Source organism: Vreelandella nigrificans, assembly GCF_002374315.1.
Taxonomy (GTDB): Bacteria; Pseudomonadota; Gammaproteobacteria; order Pseudomonadales; family Halomonadaceae; genus Vreelandella; species Vreelandella nigrificans.
Genome location: NZ_NWUX01000004.1, coordinates 12,922 through 31,663, shown reverse-complemented (window position 1 = coordinate 31,663; position 18,742 = coordinate 12,922). Strand labels below are relative to the sequence as shown.

Genomic DNA, 18,742 nt, shown 5'->3' with positions numbered 1-18,742 from the left:
AGGAGAACGAGATGATCGTTGTAACAGGCGGGGCCGGGTTTATCGGTGCCAATATTGTCAAAGCGCTGAATGTCCGTGGCCGAGATGATGTAATGGTGGTTGATGACCTGCGTGATGGCACCAAATTTGTCAATCTAGCTGATTGCACGCTGGCCGACTATCTGGATAAGGGTGACTTCTTAGCGCGAGTTAAAGCAGCACTGCGCGGTGAAATAGTTGATCTGCCGACCATCGATGCCATTTTCCATGAAGGGGCCTGTTCCGATACCACGGAGTGGGATGGCCACTACATGATGGAGAATAATTTCGAGTACTCCAAGGTACTGCTCAACTACTGCGAAAAATTTGGCATCCCATTCTTATACGCATCGTCGGCGGCAACCTACGGCGGTAGTGAGGTATTCAAAGAAGCACCCGAGCATGAAAAGCCGCTGAATGTATATGGTTACTCAAAGCTGTTGTTTGACCAGCACGTGCGCTCACGTTGGAATGAATTGACCACTCAGGTAGTGGGCTTTCGCTACTTCAACGTGTATGGCCCCCGAGAGCAGCACAAAGGGAAAATGGCCAGCGTGGCCTATCATAACCATTTGCAAATTCGTAATGGGGAGACCTTGAAGCTGTTTGGGGCCTACGGTGGTTTTGATGCGGGTATGCAGAGCCGTGACTTTGTTTACGTGGGCGATGTAGTCGACGTTAATCTATGGTTTTTAGATAACCCAAGTGTGTCGGGTATTTTCAACCTGGGTACTGGCCGGGCCGAGCCATTCAAAGCTATTGGAGAGGCGGTGATCGGCTTTTATGGACGGGGTGAGATTGATTACATCCCTTTCCCAGAAGAGCTCAAAGGGCGCTATCAGAGCTATACCCGAGCGGATATTAGCAACCTACGCGCTTGCGGTTGCGATGTGGAGTTCAAAACAGTGGCCCAGGGTGTAAGCGCCTACCTGGAGTGGCTGAATGGCTAACCCTTCTGCCAAGCGACTGCTGGTGGTTGGCCCTTCCTGGGTGGGGGATATGGTCATGGCGCAAAGCCTGTTCATGACCTTAAAAGCCCGTTACCCAGGTTCAACCCTAAGCGTAGTTGCTCCAGCCTGGTCGCAGCCTATCATTGAGCGAATGCCTGAGGTAGACGCTGTATTCCCTCTGACGGTAGGTCATGGAGAATTCGGCTTGGCCAGCCGCCGCGAATTGGCTGCTCAGCTACGCGGAGGTTTTGATCGTGCCATTGTGCTACCACGCTCTTGGAAAGCCGCTCTAGTGCCGTTTATGGCTCGTATTCCTGAGCGGGTGGGCTTTGTAGGGGAGCACCGCTATGGCCTGCTGAAGGAGCGCCGTAAGCTGGATAAGCAGGTGCTGGACCAAACCGTAAAGCGCTTTGTCTCACTTGGCCTGCCTCTGGAGGAAGCTGCAAAAGGTGACTTTGCTATTCCCAAGCCGCGTTTGACCATCGACCGGGATAACTTGGTTAATTTACGCCTAGCCCATGCGTTATCGTCACGTCCAGCTATTGGTATGATGCCCGGAGCTGAGTATGGGCCAGCGAAGCAGTGGCCACTGGAGTATTTCCATCGTTTAGCAGCACTGCTGGTTAAAGAGGGCTTTGAGGTGCGTGTGCTGGGTGGGGCAAAAGATCAGGCGGCGGGGGAGGCCATTGTTCAAGGACTGCCCCACGCCCATAATCTTTGTGGTAAAACCCAGTTAGCAGATGCAGTGGATCTGCTAGCGGATTGCTGCCAAGTAGTGACCAATGATTCGGGGTTGATGCACGTAGCTGCCGCTGTGGGGGTCCGTATCCACGCTCTCTATGGCTCGTCGTCGCCCGCTTACACACCGCCACTAACTGATAATGCCGTTATTCACTACCTGGGGCTTTCCTGCTCGCCCTGCTTTAAGCGCATTTGCCCGCTGGGCCACACTAACTGCCTGAAAGAGCTAAGTGTTGAGCAGGTCTACCAGATGATGCAGACCGATCGACAAGATGAAAACGGTGTGTTTATTAGCGCATAATGTCTACTTCTACTGCTTGATCAGCAGGTGTTTCGACAACTTGTGATGCGCTATTTTTTTCGTCACTGCTCTCTTCTATAGTGCGGCGCTGAGGTGATAGCCCCTCCCAGAGGCGATGCTGGAGAGCAGTTTCTTCCCGCAAACGTTCGTTCAATACATTGAGCCCGTGTACTTCCACAAGGGTAGGTTTGTCGCTGAGCAGTGATGCACCTAGGCCCGCTCTATGATCATTCAGTGACAAACCCATAGCCTCAAGAATGGTAGGGAATACATCCAGCATGGTAGCGTCTCGAACGATGCGGCCTGGGGGCAGGTTATCGCCCAACATAATCAGCGTATTATCGCGATCAAGTGCTGTCAGTTGATCCCATACCGAAACACGCATAGTGAGATGATCGCTTAGCAACACGACCAGGGTGTTATCGAGCAAGCCTTCTTCATCAAGGCGTTCAATGAGATCTCGCGCTAACCATGCAGAGCACTCTACCGAATATAAAATATTCTGGCCGTCGAATTCACCCTGACGATCCAAGCAGGTTTGAGAGGGGAAGCCATGGGGTGCATGCCCTGCGATACTTAGGTTGACGATTGCCCATGGGCCGTCGTCTTCGGTACTTAAACGGCGAGCTTCTTGAACGGTAAAATCGTAAAGTGAATCGTCGTAAAGTCCCCAGCTATTTAAGTACTCTGGGTTCTCAAGCTTCGGGACCAGTTCTTCCTTACCTTTCACCGTATTAAAACTGTGACCACGATAAAAAAGGCCTTTTCCAGCAAACTGAGTGCTTGCCCCACCTAGATAGCTAAGCCGGTATCCTTGCTCGGCTAATATACCCCCCAGGCAGTCAACGCCTGGGACAACTTGGGTGAGCGGCTCAAACTGACTATCGTGCAAAAGGCCCGCAGGCATTAACGGTACACCACACTGGCTGGCTATCATGCCCGCCATGGTCCAGCCAGTATTGTCCATTTGGCGAACCCCTTCAAAGACGGTGCCGCGCTCACCTAGCACATTCAAGTCAGCGTAAGCATCACCAAATAGCTCATTATCGTAGGTACGCTCAATGCTCTCTAGATAGAGGAGTAGCAAGTTAGGTGGATTACTTAGCTCACTATCAGGAGGAGGCATATAGCGGCGATCTAGCCATGCGCCATCGTCAGTTACAATCGCGGCGCTACGTTGCCCTAGGCCGTATAGTAGCGGGTTAGCAGCGAGCAGCGTTATGGCGATGAAACGCTCCGATAATCGCCAGCGTTGATCATGGCGGGTTAGCCAGGTAATTGAGATTAGTACGGCTAATACTACCAGTGTGTAGAGCATCGCCATCACCATCTTTCCGGCACCACCGTGTTCGGCCATGCCTGCTTGAAGGTGAAAAAACACGGCGCCTAGATCAACACTACCGAAGCTGTCGACTAAATAGACATAAATACCTAATAAGCTGATAGGCAAGAGGGACCATGGCCAGACTGGCCGGTAGCGTGCATTGGTAGGCTTCCCCCAACGCAGTGTTAGCCCTATGCCAGTCCATACCGCGGCGGTAAAAAACAGCGTCCACCAGGGGAGGCGGGTTAACACGGTGATAGCGTAACCTATGCTAGCACCCGTGACCGCTAGCGGTAGCCAGGGAGTAAGTTTGATTGACGTTAACGCGGACATGCCTCTCCAAATAAATAGCTGTGAAAAACAGTAGCCTGTGGTGACACTCACATCAATATAACGTAGGCATATGGTTTGGCTACACGGTAATTAACTTTTTGTCCAAGCTGATTCCAGCCAAAACGGGTATCATGTCCTTGGAAATTAATGGCAGTTGGTTCTATGTGCGACCATAATCAATTTGTCTTTACACAAGACTGCGGCATGGGTACTGAGCAACCAGATAATGTATGTGGCACTGGCTTAATCATAGCAGCTATGCCGAGATGTTTTTCTCAGCTTGAAAGGTTGATATGTGAGGCTCTGAGGGAACTATGTAAAAGCATGCTCTAATGAAGTTATAGAGCTGTGGGCTTATTTACTAGGCAGTAATTTAGCGTATCGCCGCGGTACTGATAAGTTGTCAATTAGTGCCCTAAGGGTCAATCTTTATTAGAGATCTTGATTTATAAAGGAATAATTTAGTGAAAAATTTTTTGATTATAGTTGCTAGTCGAATAATTAAATTGATGGCTAATATAACTAAGCTGATTAATTATTTAGTTATTTGGGTTTTTCCAAAGAAACGGTTCAAACTGCCTCCTTACGCAGCACCTTTGTTAAAGACAAAGAAGTCTAGTAAAGTGCCACGCGTTATTTGGCAAACGAACTTTACGGATAAGGTGACTTTTCCTGTATATCTCAACTATCTGTTTAATAGGTTGATGTCGCCTAGCTATGAATATCGTTTCATGATTACCGAGGCGCGTTCTGAGTTTATAAAAAATGAATTCCCTGACGTGTTTCCTTACTATGATAGGTTGAAAATTGGAGCCGCTCAGGCAGATCTCTGGCGTTTGCTCATATTATATAAGTTTGGTGGAGTATATCTTGATATTGACGCGCACCAAGTATGGCCGTTAGCGTCTATCGTTGGCCAAGATCGGGAAGAGCTCTATGTGATGACTCGGCGTGGCGAAATTAGTAACTATTTTATAGCCAGTAAACCTAATAATGAAAATATCAAGCTGCTGATAGATAAAGTAGTAGAAAATATATCTTTGAACTCATCTGATAATATATTTCACTTGACGGGCCCTGGTGTTTTTAACGAATGTTTGGATAAGGAATTAATACCTACAGTTCTGTATCGCTACGCTGTCAATCAGGGAAGTTTTACAAATGAGTATTTTCAGTATATTGATAAACCTCAAGGTAAGTGGAATAAAGAACAGGAAAAAACGAGTATCTTGAAATAAATTTTGGTTGTGAAAGTTAGCACTCGATATGATGTCTAATTTTAATTAGTTTTTCTGGGCTAAATGAGCTTTGCACAATGCAGGATGGTTATTTAAAGGAAACTAGCCTCTGCCTTATCCAGATAAGGCATGAAAACTGGATGAGGTAGAGCGAGTCAGTAGCACTGCTTGCAATGCTAAGATGGTTCAATATTTTCTTTATAGAGTTACCTTTATTTATGCCTATTTCAGCTGTATTAATAGTGAAAAACGAAGCGCACCATCTACGGGACTGCCTAGAAACGCTGGCATGGGCTGACGAAATCGTGGTGCTTGATGCGGGTAGCCAGGACGAGACATGTGCAATTGCCCGTGAGTTCACCGAAAACGTCAACGTGAATGCGGACTGGCAAGGCTTCGGTATCCAGCGCCAGCGGGCTGAAGCGTTAGCCAGCAACGAGTGGATTTTAATGGTAGATGCTGATGAACGGGTGACACCTGAACTGCGCGACAGTATCTTAGCGGCGATTCAACGCCCGCCTGCCGCTTATAGCGCCAGCCGCCTGTCATGGTGCTTTGGGCGCTTTATTCGCCATTCTGGCTGGTATCCTGATCGAGTACTGCGTCTCTACCCGAAAAGCCAAGCATCTTATAATGCCTCTCTAGTGCACGAAAAGCTTGAAGTCTCAGAAGGGCTTGCCATAAAGCAGTTAGCAGGGGACCTGCTTCACTATACTTATCGTGACCTGCGCCACTATTTGGAGAAATCGGCCCACTATGCTCAAGCGTGGGCCGAGCAGCGGGCGGCGCAAGGCAAAACCGCCACCTTATGGCAAGGTATTAGCCATGGTCTTGCCTGTTTTATCAAAATGTATTTACTAAAAGCAGGGTTTAAAGACGGTAAGCAGGGGCTACTGCTGGCACTGCTTTCGGCGCACTCGACGTTTACTAAATATGCTGATCTGTGGATCCGTACCCAAACGTCAGCCGCGAAGCAGCGTTGAGATTTGTTGAGCCGCGTGGTTAATGTCAATCGCTGACATATCCTGCTGGCCAGCACTGTCGGGAGGGCTGAACGCTAGGCGCTTTTGAGCGCTATTGCAGGTTTGCCAACGTAGTGGTGTGGCCGAACGCTTGGCTGGATAAAACCCCGCTGTGGCAACATTTAAACAGCCCGCAATATGTAGTGGGCCAGTAGAACCTGCAATCAACAGGTCTGCCCCCGCGAGTTGCAGAGCGAAATCAGCCACGCTAATACTATCGGGAAAGTGGCCAGCGGTAATATCTACTTCATCAAGCTGCTCTATCAGTGCCTGGGCATAAGGTTTTTCATTTGGACCAGCGCTGACCATCCAGCTAATGGGCATGCCATTTAGCTGCTGGTGAATCTGCGTAATGAGTGACGCATATTGCTCTATTGATAAGTTGACCGCTGAGCCGCCGCTACCTGGGTGCACCACGACGACGCACTCACCAGCTGTTTGACTGGTACTGAGCAGTGCTTGGCGCTGCTGTTGGCGGTGGCTGTCGTTCATTGGCCAGAACGGGGGGGAGGGCAGCGCAGAGAGCTTAAGTGAAAGCCTGGCAAGCAATGCACAGGCTAAATCGACGTTGTACTGGAATTCAGGTTTGACCGACTGAGAGCGCCGCTGGCGAACCCTGACGTTGTAGAATACCTGCGCCCACTTAGTGGCAGGTGCAATGCGCAAAGGAATACCTGCTCGCCAGCCTAGCCAGCCAATACGGGGAGTCGAAAATAGTGTTAGCAGCGCATCAAAGCCCCTGGCTTTTATTTGGGCTAGCAACTCCTGCTGGGCAGCTTTGTCAGCACTGGGGCCTGGGTCGATAAGTACTTCATCTACCCAGGGGCAGGCATTCGCTAGTGGCGCGGTATAGGTAGGCACCAGTACGGTAATACGTGGCGCAGGTGATGCATTTTTCAGGCATGCCAGCGCTGGCCAAGCCAGCATAAAATCACCGATTTTGTCGTTGCGTACCACCAGGACGTTGGGCGTCGCAGCGCTTGGGTGACTCATCAAAGCTCCTAATAATTTTTCTACAACGTAAACGTTAATATATAGGACGGGAAGGTTGAGATGGCCCTAAACATAATGCAGATTTGTATGTCTCGTGGCTGGGGTGGGCTTGAAATGTACCCTTCACGTATTATGCCTGAATTGTATCGCCAGGGTGTAACCAACCATGGAGTCGCCATCAAAGGGTCACGTGTTGCTACCAGCATGATGGAGGCCGGTGCCCAGCTTTTTACTGTCCCTAGCCCCACACGAGCTATTTATTCGCTACCCAGGCTGCTGTCTTACATTGATGCGCATGCAATCGAGATACTGCATTGTCATAAATCTAGCGATTTGCGCGTTGCCTTCCTGTTAAAGCTCTTTCGTCCTGGGCTTAAGCTGTTTTTTACTGAACACATGGGTGTTACTAGGTCAAAAAAAGGGCTATACCACCGGTTCGCCTACTCCCAGGTAACACGCGTTTTTTCTATCAGTCAGGCGACTTATCAGCGTAATTTACGGGCATTACCCCTCCCTTCCGAGCGCATTCATTGCTTAGGACTAGGCGTAGACCTGGGCACCTATTCGGCTGCCCTTATATCGAAGGCGGAGCTGGGGCTTCCTGAAAATAGGTGCTTAATTGCGTTGCCAGGACGTATTACGCCAGGTAAAGGGCATGAGGTCTGGTTGGATGCTTTAGCGATGCTGAAGCAAACGACATCGTGGCATGCTCTGGTTATTGGTGGTTTAAATGCCGCTGAGGGAGCAGACGAATTATTTGTCGCTGAGATAAAGAAAAAAGCAGCACACCTGGGACTTGAAGATAGGGTGAGCTTTCTTGGGTTTCGGCGGGATGTGCCCATGTTGCTGCAGGCTATGGATATCGTCTGTATTCCTTCCCGCAATGAGGCGTTTGGCTTAACCGTGATCGAGTCCATGGCGGCTGGCTGTGCCGTGGTTGGGGCCAATAGTGGCGCCATACCTGAGCTGATCGATGCTGAGCGGGGGCGCTTAGCGGATCCTTTATCGGTAACTGAATGGGTTGCCGCTATTAGTGAGTTGCTCAATGCACCTGCTTTAAGAAGCAAACTGGGCGAGCAGGCAAGGCAGTGGGTGGCTGAAAATATGACGCTTGATGTCCATGTAAGTAATTTACTAAGAGAGTATCGACAGGATTAGTGGTGGTAGCCCGCATAAATATGCGCCATGGCGGTGTTTTCCAGCGGTGAGCAAAACTTGGCGATGGATCTTTCTAACCTTGCTAAGTTTTTTGCCTGCCATTGCCCTTGTGAGCGCAGGCGGCAGCGGTCCAGGTCAATTAGCCAAGGCTCGCCGTGGTGGTCTACCAAGATATTGCGGGCGTTTAGATCGACGTGATCAAGCCCTGCCAAATGAAAGCGCTTAATCATTGTGCCGACGCGTATTAAAAGTGCCTCGTTGGCTTCGTCTGCAGCCAGCAGTGAGGCCAGTGCCTGCGCACCGGGAATTCTAACGGTTAACAGGGCGGCTTCGTAGCTTGCACCGAAGCGAGTCACACAGCAGGCGACTGGACGTGGAATCGGTAAGCCTTGCTGATAAAGGGTAGCGGTTAAACGTAGCTCACGAAATGCTCGGGTACGCTCTTCACCAAGCCATAAATAACGTTTTTTACTCACTTTAGCGATTAGCCCGCCACGGCGGTAAGGGCGCAGCACCCACTGCTCGGAATCGCTGGCCTGTAAAAACAGACTACTGCCACGACCAGGCGCTTCTCCGACGATTAACCCTTGCCTACGCCAATAGTCCGCCTCAAACAGCGTTGGATCGAGTTGGTGTGATGCGCCAGCGTCACTTAAACTGTCTACATCATGTAAAATCAGCCAATTTTCCTTCCGGAGTGCCGCTAAGCGCATGAAGCCCTCTCTGCCTGTTCAACCTAATCATATTGCCATCTTGCGCCTCTCCGCGTTGGGAGATGTGTGCAATCTCGTGCCCACGGTGCGGGCGTTGCAGCGCCAATGGCCGCACGCGCGCATTACCTGGATTATCGGCAAGGGGGAGTACAGTTTACTGGCGGGGCTTTCCGGGGTCGAGTTTGTTGTTTATGACAAATCCACCGGCCTGGCTGGTATGCGGGTACTTTGGAAAGAGCTTGCCGACACGCGCTTTGATGTACTGTTGCATATGCAGCAGGCCATCCGTGCCAGTGTGCTCTCGCTAGGTCTGAAGGCTAATGTGCGAGTGGGCTTCGATAAGGCCCGCGCGAAAGATGCCCAACACTGGTTTACCCAGCTCCAGCTCGCACCGCACCCCAATGCCCACGTGCTGGAGTCGTTTATGGACTTCGCACGCCTACTGGGAGTAGAGGACGACAGCCTGGAGTGGAACCTAGCCGTTCCCCCCGTCGCTTACGATGAAGCTCGGGTAATCAGCGGTGACGGGCCTTATCTAGTGATTAACCCCTGTAGCAATGTGCGGCTGCGTAATTTTCGCAACTGGTCGGTGGAAGGTTATGCCAGCGTGATTGAACATGCCTGGGTGCAGCATGGTCTGACAAGCGTATTGACTGGCGGCGGCAGCTCGCTTGAGCGTGAAGTTGGTGACCAAATTGAAGCACTGTGCCAGCCGGGAAGTGTAATAAATGCTATCGGTGGTACGTCGCTTAAAGGAGTACTGGCGCTTATCGATAACGCTCGCGCGGTGATTGCCCCAGACACAGGCCCAGTGCACATGGGAAACGCCATGGGTACCCCGACACTTGGCCTGTATGCCACCACCAATCCCCAGCGTGCTGCGCCTTACTTGTGGCGCGATTTTGCAGTCAACGCCTATCCCGACGCAGTAAGTACTTACCTACATAAGTCGGTAGATGACGTTAGCTGGGGGCAACGGGTGCGCCATGCCGATGCTATGGACCTGATCAAAGCTGATGAGGTGATTGCTAAGCTAGACGCGCTGCTGGCGTATACCGCAGCGCAGCCAACCACAGGACCCACGCATGAAAGTTGATTTAACCGCCCTGGAACACGCCCGCGTACTGGTGGTGGGAGATGTAATGCTAGACCGTTACTGGCACGGAGGCACAACGCGTATTTCTCCAGAAGCACCGGTGCCGGTAGTAAGGGTGGAAGATGCCGAAGACCGTCCCGGAGGCGCGGCCAATGTGGCGCTTAATGTGGCATCACTCGGCGGTCATGCTGCTTTGGCTGGCGTAGTAGGGGAGGACGACAATGCAGAGTTACTCTCTACGCGCTTGGCCGCTTCAAATGTAAGTACTTACTTTCAGCGAAGCCCAGGCATACCCACTATTACTAAGCTGCGTGTGATGAGCCGTAACCAGCAGCTGCTGCGCCTAGACTTTGAGCAGAGACTCGATGAGGTCGACACTTCGGAGTTGCTGGCACAAGTGGAAAAGGCACTGCCCGCATGCGATGTGGTGATTCTCTCCGATTACGGTAAAGGCACGCTCAATCAAGTCGAGCGGTTGATTGAGATGACCCGCGCTCATGGTAAACGGGTGTTAATTGACCCGAAGGGCCAAGACTTCAGTAAATACCGCGGCGCCAGCCTGATTACGCCCAACTTAACCGAGTTTGAGGCGGTGGTTGGTCCATGCGCTAGCGATGAAGAGCTGGCCTTGCGCGGTGAAGCACTGCGTGCTGAGCTTGAGTTAGAAGCGCTGCTAATCACTCGCAGTGAAAAAGGCATGACCCTGATTCGAGAAGGCCACACGCCGCTGCACCTGCCCACCCGTGCTCAGGAAGTGTTCGACGTAACAGGTGCAGGCGATACCGTGATTGGCTTAATGGGCCTCGCCCTGGCTGCAGGCCACTCGCTACCTGAGGCCATGATGTTGGCTAATCTGGGTGCCGGCCTAGTGGTCGCTAAGCCGGGCACTGCAACACTCTCTATTGCTGAGTTATATACTGCGCTGCATGGCGATAAGCTGGCCGAGTTTGGCGTGATTGAGCCGATCCCTCTGGTGGAAGCCGTGCGTGCCGCCCAGCTACGTGGTGAACGCGTAGTAATGACCAACGGCTGCTTTGATATTCTTCATGCAGGCCACGTGGCCTATTTGGAGCAGGCCAAGCGCTTGGGTGACCGGTTAGTTGTTGCAGTCAATGACGATGCCTCCATTGGCCGCTTAAAAGGCACCAAACGCCCGATTAACCCACTGAACCGACGTATGCAGGTTTTAGCTGGATTGGGGGCTGTCGATTGGGTGGTGCCGTTTAGTAACGATACGCCACAAGCGCTGATTGAAGCTGTGTTGCCGGATATCCTGGTCAAGGGCGGGGACTATCGCCCCGAGGATATTGCTGGTGGAGACGCGGTGATTGCCAACGGTGGCGAAGTAAAGGTATTGGGCTTTGAAGATGGTGTGTCAACCTCGGCAATGATTAGCTCTATCTTGGATCGCGAGGGGTAATGGCCTTGCCGGCTTGGCCGCGGCTGGTTTACTCGGCAGCGCTCTATGCGCTGTCACCGCTGATCGCCTGGCGTATCTGGCGTGAGCAAGTACTCACATACTCGCGCCTACAGCGGTTGGGCTTGCGCCTGGGCGAACTCCCTCCCGCACCGCGTATTTGGTTACACTGTGCCTCCGTAGGGGAAGTGCGCGCTGCTCGCCCGTTAATAGAGGCGTTGCTGGCGAGCTCTCCTCAACATAGCCTGTTGCTCACCACCATGACCGCGACGGGTGCCCATCAGGCCCAAGTGCTCATTGGTGAGCAAACCACAGCTGATCAAGCCAGACTAGCCCACTGCTTTCTGCCGCTAGATTTTCCTGATGCATCCAAGCGTTTTATCGCCCGCGCCAAGCCTGTGCTTGCCCTCCTGTTTGAAACCGAGCTGTGGCCTAATTTGCTACATGCCTGCCGCCAGCAGGGAATACCCGTGGCGGTGGTTAACGGGCGACTATCGCCGCGGGCTTTTGCGCGCTATCAGCGTCTACGCCCGCTGATGGCGAGTACTTTAGCCGACATAACGTGGGTAGCGGCGAAATCGATGGAAGATGCCGAGCGCTTTAAGGAGCTAGGGTGTCAGGCCGGTTCAGTGAGTGTCGTTGGATCACTGAAATTTGAGCAACCATTGCCAAACAAGGCGCTAGAAGAGAGTGAACACTTACTTAAGCGGTGGGGCGAACGACCCATATGGGTGGCGGGTTCCACCCGTGAAGGGGAAGAGTCACTGCTGTTAGAAGCGCACAGCCTGCTGTGCAAATGCTTTCCTGATGCGCTGCTAGTGCTGGTACCACGTCATCCTCAGCGCTTTGATGAAGTGGCAAACCTATGCACGAGTGACGGATGGGTGTTGGGCCGCCGTAGCCAGCAACAGGCCGTCACGCCACAAACTCAGGTTTACCTGGGAGATACACTAGGTGAGCTGGCAACGCTTTATGCAGCAGGCAGCGTTGCCTATGTGGGCGGTAGTCTAGTGCCCTTGGGGGGACACAACGTGCTAGAACCGGCAGCTTTGGGGAAGCCTGTGCTCTGTGGCCCGTCACTGGAAAACTTTAGCGATGTAGCCGAGCCACTGTTAGCCGTTGGCGCTCTTACGTTGGTAGACTCTCCCTCCGCGCTGGCTGATGCGCTGGCCGGATGCTTTAGTGAGCCAGCGCGTACTCGTCAGCAGGGCGAGGCGGGCCGAAAGGCGCTTAACGCCCACCGTGGAGCGTTAGCGCGCACGCTCAAAGGGCTTAAGCAGTGGTTAGCGTAGAGCAGTACGCTCTACACCGTCAGCCTTACCCAGCAACAGTACATCTGCACCGCGCGAAGCAAACAAACCATTGGTAACAACACCCACAATAGCGTTAATCCGTGCTTCCATGGCGACGGGGTCGTCAATCATAAAATCAAAGCAGTCGATGATTTGATTGCCGTTATCGGTTACCACCCCTTGGCGATAGACAGGGTCGGCACCGAGCTTAACCAGTTCCCTGGCAACGTAGGAGCGCGCCATGGGAATAACTTCTACCGGCAGCGGAAAGTTACCTAGTCGAGCAACCTCTTTTGAGCCATCCGCAATGCAGATAAAACGCTCAGCGCAGGCGGCGACAATTTTTTCCCGGGTAAGCGCTGCACCGCCGCCTTTAATCATATGTAACTGAGCATTTACTTCGTCTGCACCGTCTATATAAAAAGGTATACTTCCAACGCTGTTGAGTTCAAATACCTCAATGCCTAAGTCTTGTAAGCGCTTAGCGCTAGCTTCTGAACTGGCAACAGTGCCTTTAAAACGGTCACGCAGTGGGCCTAAGCGGTCAATAAACAGATTGGCGGTTGAACCTGTACCGATACCCAGCACGGTATCTTTCTCAAGGTGAGGCTCAATCTCTTTAATGGCGGCGTCCGCCACAGCGGCTTTCAGTTCATCTTGGGTCATCGTATTTTCCAGCGTCAGGATGGGCAGGTGGTCCCTAGTATAACGGCCTGAACGGCCTCTGCCGATGGAAACGCTGCTAGACGTCGCTAGGCGTAATCTGCTACCAATAAGGGCTTTGCTCGCACCCGTCAGGGTCACGCTATTTTTCTGGGATTTCCGCATGCTCGAAGCAACCGTCAAAAAGATCCTCCAAGCCCGCGTTTACGATGCCGCTTGTGAGACACCTATTTCCCCTGCACCCTTTTTGTCGCGTCGCTTTAATAACCAAATTTTAATTAAGCGCGAAGATCTGCAGCCCGTGTTCTCGTTCAAAATCCGCGGTGCTTATAACAAAATGGCTCAGCTCACCGAGGAGCAGAAGGCTAAGGGAGTGATCGCCGCATCAGCAGGTAATCATGCCCAGGGGCTGGCTATGGCAGCCAAGCTAATGGGTGTTAAGGCGATTATTGTGATGCCGCGCATTACCCCTGATATCAAAGTTCAGGCGGTGCGTGCCCGTGGCGCTAAGGTGATTCTTAAAGGTGACGCCTTCGCGGCGGCTGCAGAGCATGCCCAAGAGTTAATCAAGGAGCATGGTTACACTTATATTCCGCCATTTGACGATATTGATGTGGTCGCCGGTCAAGGCACCATTGGCGTGGAGATCCTGCGCCAACACCCTGGGCGTTTGGATGCCATCTTTGTTCCAGTCGGTGGCGGCGGGCTGATCGCCGGTGTGGCTGCATATGTAAAATATCTTCGTCCAGATATCAAAGTAATTGGCGTAGAGGCCGAAGACAGCGCCTGCCTTAAAGCAGCGTTAGAAGCAGGCGAGCGGGTAGTACTCGATCAAGTGGGTGTTTTTGCGGAAGGTGTCGCGGTGGCTCAGGTGGGCGAAGTGCCGTTTTCGCTGGTGAAAGACTTGATTGATGGCGTAATTACCGTCAACACCGATGAGATGTGCGCTGCGGTAAAAGATATCTTTGAAGATACACGCGCTGTGGCGGAAACGTCGGGTGCACTCTCGCTGGCAGGGCTTAAAAAGTATGTGCAGCAGACCGGTGTTGAAGGCGAGACATTGTTATGTATCAACTCGGGTGCTAACACCAACTTTGACCGCCTACAGCATATTGCCGAGCGTACCGAGCTTGGCGAGCAGCGCGAGGCGATTTTAGCAGTGACGATTTCTGAGAAGCCCGGCAGTTTTAAAAAGTTCTGCCGCACCTTGGGCAAACGCATGGTCACTGAGTTTAGCTACCGCTACGCTGATAACAACGAAGCCCACATCTTTGTTGGTGTTCAGGTGAAGCCCGGCGGGGAGGACCGCCAAGCGGTACTGGATAAGCTCCGCGAAGGAGGCTATCAGGTGGAAGACCTCACTGATAATGAGTTGGCGAAACTGCATATCCGCCACCTTAGTGGTGGTCGTCCCAGTGAACGTTTTGAAGAGGAGCTTTACCGCTTTGAGTTTCCTGAGCGCCCTGGAGCATTGATGAATTTCCTGACCCAGTTGCCTCACGACTGGAATATTTCGCTGTTTCACTATCGTAATCATGGCGCTGCTTATGGGCGTGTGCTGGTTGGTATGCAGGTGCCTAGTGCTGATCGTACCCATGTCACTGAATATTTAGATGCCATTGGCTATCGGTACTGGCATGAGAGTGACAACCCCGCATATCGGCTCTTTATGGCCTAAAAGTATGTGAGCGCTCACTAATCGCACAGGCCAGAAAGATTAAGAAAAATGAACTTAAGAAAACGTTTAATTGAGCGTTAAAAATAGCGCTTATCATAGTTGTCAGCAGTCCTTAATGGCCCTATAGTCGTGAGCGAAATTAATGGGGCGCGTCATCTTGCAAAAGGTACAGCCTTGATGACGCATTACAGGCATTTGGCAACAGAGAAAGACGTTGGAGAAGAGGCATGCGGCGTAGGAAGCCTGATATGGTGATGGCGTTAACTGTGGTGTTTTTACTCGGAGTTCTTGCCACTGGCTACGCGCAAGCGGTGTCTGGAAGTTAACTTACTTAGTTAATTCCACAGCGCATTCAGCATAAACGCTGCTGCACCAACTGGTAACTAGTTGTGTTAAAGCGGGTTGATCCTATGGGTCAGCCCGTTTTTGTTGGTCGAACGGACATTAGATCACTGACCACAGCGTCGAGCGGTATGTCCCACGGCTCTACGGGAAGCGCCTTCACCTGTTGGCAGGCGTGGGCAACACCAATTAATGTTGGTGATGGGCCGTTTCTGCGCATAAAAGCGAGGCTGCGGTCATAAAAACCGCCCCCCATACCCATACGATTTGCCTCTGCATCAAACCCGACTAGTGGCACGATCAGTGTGTCCAATGCCCAGGCAGGTAGCCGGTGGCGTCTGTTGGCTGCAAAGCGTGTACAAGGCTCAGTAATGCCAAAGCGGTTTTTAACCATTGGGGTTGTATCGCGGTATTTTACAAACCAGAGCTGGTTGGTACTGAAGGGCCGCAGAACCGGAAGATACACCTCAACACTACGCTGGCGCAGCCAGGGCAGCAGCAGTGTCGGATCAATTTCACCATTAACCGGCAGATAAAGGCTAATACGCTTAGCACGACGAACTTCAGGCAGCCGTTTTAGCCGTTGGCAAAGGCTAATGGAGGCCTGGCGTTGTTGGTCGGGGGAAAGAGAACGGCGCTTACGCTTGAGTTCGCGGCGCAGAGCATGCTTATCAATCAAGTGATTTTCGAAGGCGAGTTTGTAGTTAGCAGTATCGTGCATTAAAAAGTGTTCCCCAGAGTGCCGCTGCCGTTCTGGCCCTGAACCTACTGGTTCAGGTGGGTGGCCGCAGCCAAACCGTCAGGCTTTCCGACGCACGGACATGCACACAGGTTTGGCTAGCATTTGGCCCCCTGGGTACTGCGCATAGGCTCGAGGGACTATAACGACTGGCGTACACCCCAGAGAACGCCACTATCCTACCAGAGCCAGACCTAATGCCAAAGTATCACGTTAAGGTTCTTCCTGATTTTTCAGGGTTCTTCAGGGCGTCGTGTTTTAGCCAGTGCTCGCTCAAGCTTGTCGTTCAAGCGGCTTAGGTTCGCTTCTCCAGCCCGATGCTCGTCTAGTGTTTCAAGCAGCTCGTGGGTAATGTTAAGCGCCGCCATAATGGCAATCCGCTCACTGCCCAGCACGCTGCTCTGGGCATGAATGCCCTGCATGGCGCGGTCTAAATAGCGAGCAGCGCGCTCAAGCTTGGCTTCTTCGCCAGTATCGCAGGCAATCACATAGCTGCGACCCTGGAGGGTGATTTCTTTCGTTGGTCGCTTAGCGTTACTCATCAAAGGCTCCAGCACAGGTCATTTTGTCGACCAATGCGTTAACATCACTACATAGAAAGGATGGACGGCGTTCACTATAAGAGAGCCGCTTGTGTGGGGTCAACGCGCATGCGCGCCGCTCTGTTCTATCGTATTTATCTCCATTCACTTTAAAACGAGTTATTACCATGTCACTTATTGATGAACGCCAGGACTTTTCTGACGTTGCAGATGTGTTTCTCATTCACGGTAGCATGCAATCTCCGGCCTTTTTGGATGGTCGGTTATCTGCTCTATTGGCGTTGCGCGATATTAATGCCGAGGCGTGGTTGGAAGAGGTCTGTTTAAGTTTAGGTGTTGAGCAGCCCCGCGATCCTGCTAGCGCTGAACGCTTACTGGGCTGGCGCCGCCAAACGCTAGAGGCGCTTAATGCCAGTGATATGAGCTACACCCCACTGCTGCCCGATGAGCTATTTTCGTTGGCCGAGCAGGCACAAGGCCTGAAAGAGTGGACGCTAGGCTTTATGGAAGTTGTCGAAGATGCTGCTGATGACACGCTACGTGAGCGCTGGTCGCAAACGCTACGCGAGGCTATTGATGATTTGGCCGGGCTCGCACAGATGGAAACGGATATCGACGATAGCCCCGAAAATGAGAATGACCTGTTTGCGCTGACCGAGCATGCCCGGATGGCGGCTATGATGCTATATACCGAGCAACACCCCGGCATGCCACAGGTTGAACAAGCAGATGCCCCCGTTCACTAAGCCTATTCATTAATTGTTAGGAGTGGTTATGTTGCCTGAGCTATTGCCCCGCCCCGCTGCAATTGAGCCTGCTGAGTACCAGAAGCGCCGGGAAGCGCTGATAGCGCAGTTGCCGCAAAACGCTGCCATGATATTGCCAAGCGCTTCCCTGGTAACACGCTCTCACGATAGTGAGTACGCGTTTCGTCAGCAGAGTGACTTTTACTACTTAACTGGTATCCAAGAGCCGGACGCCCTGCTGTTGCTACTGCCGGGTCGTGAGGCAGGCCAAAGTGTCGTTTTTTGCCAAGATCGTGACCCTACCATGGAAGCCTGGACCGGTAGGCGGCTGGGAGCCAGCGGCGTCGAAAGCCAGCATGGTATTGATCAGGCGTTTGAAAACGCCTTGCGCGATGATCTGCTTGCTGACCTGCTTGAAGGTCGTGCGCTGCTCTACGCTCCGCTGGATAACCCAGAGGCTGTCAGTATTGCAGAAGACGCGTTAGCCCACGCCCTAGCAGGGGCTCGGCGTGGAAAGCCAGCGCTAAAAGGTTGGTTAGACAGCCGGCCGCTACTACATGATATGCGACTCATAAAAAGTCCTGCTGAAATCGCTCTGCTGCGCCATGCGGCGACTATTTCCGCCCAAGCACATCGTCGCGCCATGCGGACTTGTCAGCCAGGATTAAGCGAGTATCAGCTGCAGGCTGAGTTAGAGCATGAGTTTATGTGGCAGGGCGCCAGCGGGCCTGCCTACAGCACCATTGTGGGTGGTGGCGCTAATGCCTGCGTACTGCACTATATTGAAAACAGCGCGGTACTCAAGGCCGATACACTGGTACTGATTGATGCTGGTGCTGAGTTTGATCTCTATGCTGGGGATATTACCCGTACCTTCCCTGTCAGCGGGCGCTTTAGTGATGCTCAGAGGGCGCTTTACCAAGTGGTGCTAGATGCTCAGGAGCGTGCTATTCAGGCTATTGTACCTGGCGCTACCTTGGTGGATATCCACCAAGGTGTGGTACGGGACTTAACAGCAGGCTTAATCGCCCTGGGGCTTTTAGATGGCGATGTTCAAGCGCGTATTGATGATGAGAGCTATCGTCGCTTCTACCTACACTCTACCTCCCACTGGTTAGGCTTAGATGTGCACGATGTGGGCACTTACCACTTGGATGAAAAAACGCCCCGCCCACTAGAACCAGGAATGGTGCTCACCGTTGAGCCTGGCCTGTATATCCCTTGTGACGATGATATCGCGGAGGCTTATCGCGGGATCGGTATTCGCATTGAAGACAATGTGGTGGTGACGCCCTCTGGTCATGATGTACTTACCTCTGCAGTGCCTAAACAAGTCATAGAGATTGAGCAATTGATGGTTAATTAGTAACCATTTTTTGATTGGTTTTTTGTGGATTATGTAAATTACATTACGGTTTACGAAAAGTTTTAGGAGA

General features: G+C 52.1%; 17 protein-coding genes and 1 other RNA gene. 11 read left to right on the top strand and 7 right to left on the bottom strand.

Features of this window, described 5'->3' with window-relative positions; genetic code table 11:
- Window positions 1-11: 11 nt before the first annotated feature.
- Together rfaD and waaF are read left to right on the top strand one after the other, a co-directional pair.
- Complete coding sequence (gene rfaD, locus CPA45_RS06945) at window positions 12-968, top strand: ADP-glyceromanno-heptose 6-epimerase (RefSeq protein WP_096650849.1); 957 nt, start codon at window positions 12-14, stop codon at window positions 966-968.
- Window positions 961-2,010 carry a lipopolysaccharide heptosyltransferase II gene (waaF, locus tag CPA45_RS06940; protein ID WP_096650848.1) on the top strand — a complete coding sequence of 350 codons (1,050 nt, stop codon included), beginning with the start codon at window positions 961-963 and terminating at the stop codon, window positions 2,008-2,010. Before rfaD ends, waaF begins: the two co-directional genes overlap by 8 nt.
- Here waaF and CPA45_RS06935 read toward each other — a convergent pair.
- Window positions 2,000-3,667 (bottom strand): sulfatase-like hydrolase/transferase, encoded by a 1,668-nt coding sequence (locus tag CPA45_RS06935; RefSeq protein WP_096650847.1) that lies wholly within the window; start codon window positions 3,665-3,667, stop codon window positions 2,000-2,002. The two genes, waaF and CPA45_RS06935, sit on opposite strands and share 11 nt — an antisense overlap.
- A gap of 464 nt (window positions 3,668-4,131) precedes the next feature.
- On the opposite strand from CPA45_RS06935, the gene CPA45_RS06930 reads away from it, so the two are divergent.
- Complete coding sequence (locus CPA45_RS06930; protein WP_244287545.1) at window positions 4,132-4,905, top strand: glycosyltransferase family 32 protein; 774 nt, start codon at window positions 4,132-4,134, stop codon at window positions 4,903-4,905.
- A gap of 218 nt (window positions 4,906-5,123) precedes the next feature.
- Window positions 5,124-5,888, top strand: coding sequence for a glycosyltransferase family 2 protein (locus tag CPA45_RS06925; protein ID WP_096651013.1), 765 nt, complete (start codon window positions 5,124-5,126; stop codon window positions 5,886-5,888).
- Here the strand turns inward: CPA45_RS06925 and CPA45_RS06920 are convergent.
- Window positions 5,868-6,920, bottom strand: a complete 1,053-nt coding sequence (locus CPA45_RS06920) for a glycosyltransferase family 9 protein (RefSeq protein ID WP_096650846.1) — start codon at window positions 6,918-6,920, stop codon at window positions 5,868-5,870. The two genes, CPA45_RS06925 and CPA45_RS06920, sit on opposite strands and share 21 nt — an antisense overlap.
- 60 nt (window positions 6,921-6,980) lie before the next feature.
- Here CPA45_RS06920 and CPA45_RS06915 point away from each other — a divergent pair, with 60 nt between their 5' ends.
- Complete coding sequence (locus CPA45_RS06915) at window positions 6,981-8,078, top strand: glycosyltransferase family 4 protein (RefSeq protein ID WP_244287544.1); 1,098 nt, start codon at window positions 6,981-6,983, stop codon at window positions 8,076-8,078.
- On the opposite strand, the gene CPA45_RS06910 is transcribed toward CPA45_RS06915, so the two are convergent.
- Window positions 8,075-8,791, bottom strand: coding sequence for a 3-deoxy-D-manno-octulosonic acid kinase (locus CPA45_RS06910; RefSeq protein ID WP_096650845.1), 717 nt, complete (start codon window positions 8,789-8,791; stop codon window positions 8,075-8,077). The genes CPA45_RS06915 and CPA45_RS06910 overlap by 4 nt on opposite strands.
- Here CPA45_RS06910 and CPA45_RS06905 point away from each other — a divergent pair.
- From CPA45_RS06905 to waaA, 3 genes are read left to right on the top strand one after another with little or no spacing between them, the layout of a single operon-like run.
- Entirely contained in the window at window positions 8,790-9,887 is a 1,098-nt protein-coding gene (locus CPA45_RS06905) for a glycosyltransferase family 9 protein (protein ID WP_096650844.1), read from the top strand. The genes CPA45_RS06910 and CPA45_RS06905 overlap by 2 nt on opposite strands.
- Complete coding sequence (hldE, locus tag CPA45_RS06900) at window positions 9,877-11,307, top strand: bifunctional D-glycero-beta-D-manno-heptose-7-phosphate kinase/D-glycero-beta-D-manno-heptose 1-phosphate adenylyltransferase HldE (RefSeq protein ID WP_096650843.1); 1,431 nt, start codon at window positions 9,877-9,879, stop codon at window positions 11,305-11,307. Before CPA45_RS06905 ends, hldE begins: the two co-directional genes overlap by 11 nt.
- Entirely contained in the window at window positions 11,307-12,596 is a 1,290-nt protein-coding gene (gene waaA / locus CPA45_RS06895) for a lipid IV(A) 3-deoxy-D-manno-octulosonic acid transferase (protein ID WP_096650842.1), read from the top strand. The genes hldE and waaA overlap by 1 nt, the downstream gene beginning before the upstream one ends.
- On the opposite strand, the gene rpiA is transcribed toward waaA, so the two are convergent.
- Window positions 12,588-13,262 (bottom strand): ribose-5-phosphate isomerase RpiA, encoded by a 675-nt coding sequence (gene rpiA / locus CPA45_RS06890; RefSeq protein ID WP_096650841.1) that lies wholly within the window; start codon window positions 13,260-13,262, stop codon window positions 12,588-12,590. The genes waaA and rpiA overlap by 9 nt on opposite strands.
- Before the next feature lie 160 nt (window positions 13,263-13,422).
- Here rpiA and ilvA point away from each other — a divergent pair, with 160 nt between their 5' ends.
- Window positions 13,423-14,937 carry a threonine ammonia-lyase, biosynthetic gene (gene ilvA / locus CPA45_RS06885; RefSeq protein WP_096650840.1) on the top strand — a complete coding sequence of 505 codons (1,515 nt, stop codon included), beginning with the start codon at window positions 13,423-13,425 and terminating at the stop codon, window positions 14,935-14,937.
- A 415-nt stretch (window positions 14,938-15,352) separates the two neighbouring features.
- Here the strand turns inward: ilvA and CPA45_RS06880 are convergent, their stop codons facing one another.
- From CPA45_RS06880 to CPA45_RS06870, 3 genes are all read right to left on the bottom strand, one after another.
- Window positions 15,353-16,000, bottom strand: a complete 648-nt coding sequence (locus CPA45_RS06880) for a 5-formyltetrahydrofolate cyclo-ligase (protein ID WP_096650839.1) — start codon at window positions 15,998-16,000, stop codon at window positions 15,353-15,355.
- 6 nt (window positions 16,001-16,006) lie between these two features.
- Window positions 16,007-16,189: non-coding RNA, 6S RNA (gene ssrS, locus CPA45_RS06875), on the bottom strand.
- 62 nt (window positions 16,190-16,251) lie between these two features.
- The gene (locus CPA45_RS06870; protein ID WP_078089708.1) at window positions 16,252-16,560 is read right to left on the bottom strand and encodes a cell division protein ZapA; all 309 of its coding nucleotides are present in this window, start codon (window positions 16,558-16,560) and stop codon (window positions 16,252-16,254) included.
- A 167-nt stretch (window positions 16,561-16,727) separates the two neighbouring features.
- On the opposite strand from CPA45_RS06870, the gene CPA45_RS06865 reads away from it, so the two are divergent.
- Together CPA45_RS06865 and pepP are read left to right on the top strand one after the other, a co-directional pair.
- Window positions 16,728-17,306 carry a UPF0149 family protein gene (locus CPA45_RS06865; RefSeq protein WP_096650838.1) on the top strand — a complete coding sequence of 193 codons (579 nt, stop codon included), beginning with the start codon at window positions 16,728-16,730 and terminating at the stop codon, window positions 17,304-17,306.
- A 28-nt stretch (window positions 17,307-17,334) separates the two neighbouring features.
- The gene (gene pepP / locus CPA45_RS06860; protein ID WP_096650837.1) at window positions 17,335-18,672 is read left to right on the top strand and encodes a Xaa-Pro aminopeptidase; all 1,338 of its coding nucleotides are present in this window, start codon (window positions 17,335-17,337) and stop codon (window positions 18,670-18,672) included.
- The last annotated feature ends 70 nt before the right edge of the window (window positions 18,673-18,742 follow it).

Bases quoted from the DNA above. Each gene is read 5' to 3' on its own strand.
- hldE (WP_096650843.1), top strand. From the start codon at position 9,877: ATGAAAGTTGATTTAACCGCCCTGGAACACGCCCGCGTACTGGTGGTG.
- CPA45_RS06905 (WP_096650844.1), top strand. From the start codon at position 8,790: ATGAAGCCCTCTCTGCCTGTTCAACCTAATCATATTGCCATCTTGCGC.
- CPA45_RS06920 (WP_096650846.1), bottom strand. From the start codon at position 6,920: ATGAGTCACCCAAGCGCTGCGACGCCCAACGTCCTGGTGGTACGCAAC.
- CPA45_RS06870 (WP_078089708.1), bottom strand. From the start codon at position 16,560: ATGAGTAACGCTAAGCGACCAACGAAAGAAATCACCCTCCAGGGTCGC.
- waaA (WP_096650842.1), top strand. From the start codon at position 11,307: ATGGCCTTGCCGGCTTGGCCGCGGCTGGTTTACTCGGCAGCGCTCTAT.
- CPA45_RS06935 (WP_096650847.1), bottom strand. From the start codon at position 3,667: ATGTCCGCGTTAACGTCAATCAAACTTACTCCCTGGCTACCGCTAGCG.
- rpiA (WP_096650841.1), bottom strand. From the start codon at position 13,262: ATGACCCAAGATGAACTGAAAGCCGCTGTGGCGGACGCCGCCATTAAA.
- CPA45_RS06865 (WP_096650838.1), top strand. From the start codon at position 16,728: ATGTCACTTATTGATGAACGCCAGGACTTTTCTGACGTTGCAGATGTG.
- CPA45_RS06880 (WP_096650839.1), bottom strand. From the start codon at position 16,000: ATGCACGATACTGCTAACTACAAACTCGCCTTCGAAAATCACTTGATT.
- CPA45_RS06925 (WP_096651013.1), top strand. From the start codon at position 5,124: ATGCCTATTTCAGCTGTATTAATAGTGAAAAACGAAGCGCACCATCTA.
- rfaD (WP_096650849.1), top strand. From the start codon at position 12: ATGATCGTTGTAACAGGCGGGGCCGGGTTTATCGGTGCCAATATTGTC.
- pepP (WP_096650837.1), top strand. From the start codon at position 17,335: ATGTTGCCTGAGCTATTGCCCCGCCCCGCTGCAATTGAGCCTGCTGAG.
- CPA45_RS06910 (WP_096650845.1), bottom strand. From the start codon at position 8,791: ATGCGCTTAGCGGCACTCCGGAAGGAAAATTGGCTGATTTTACATGAT.
- CPA45_RS06915 (WP_244287544.1), top strand. From the start codon at position 6,981: ATGGCCCTAAACATAATGCAGATTTGTATGTCTCGTGGCTGGGGTGGG.
- ilvA (WP_096650840.1), top strand. From the start codon at position 13,423: ATGCTCGAAGCAACCGTCAAAAAGATCCTCCAAGCCCGCGTTTACGAT.
- waaF (WP_096650848.1), top strand. From the start codon at position 961: ATGGCTAACCCTTCTGCCAAGCGACTGCTGGTGGTTGGCCCTTCCTGG.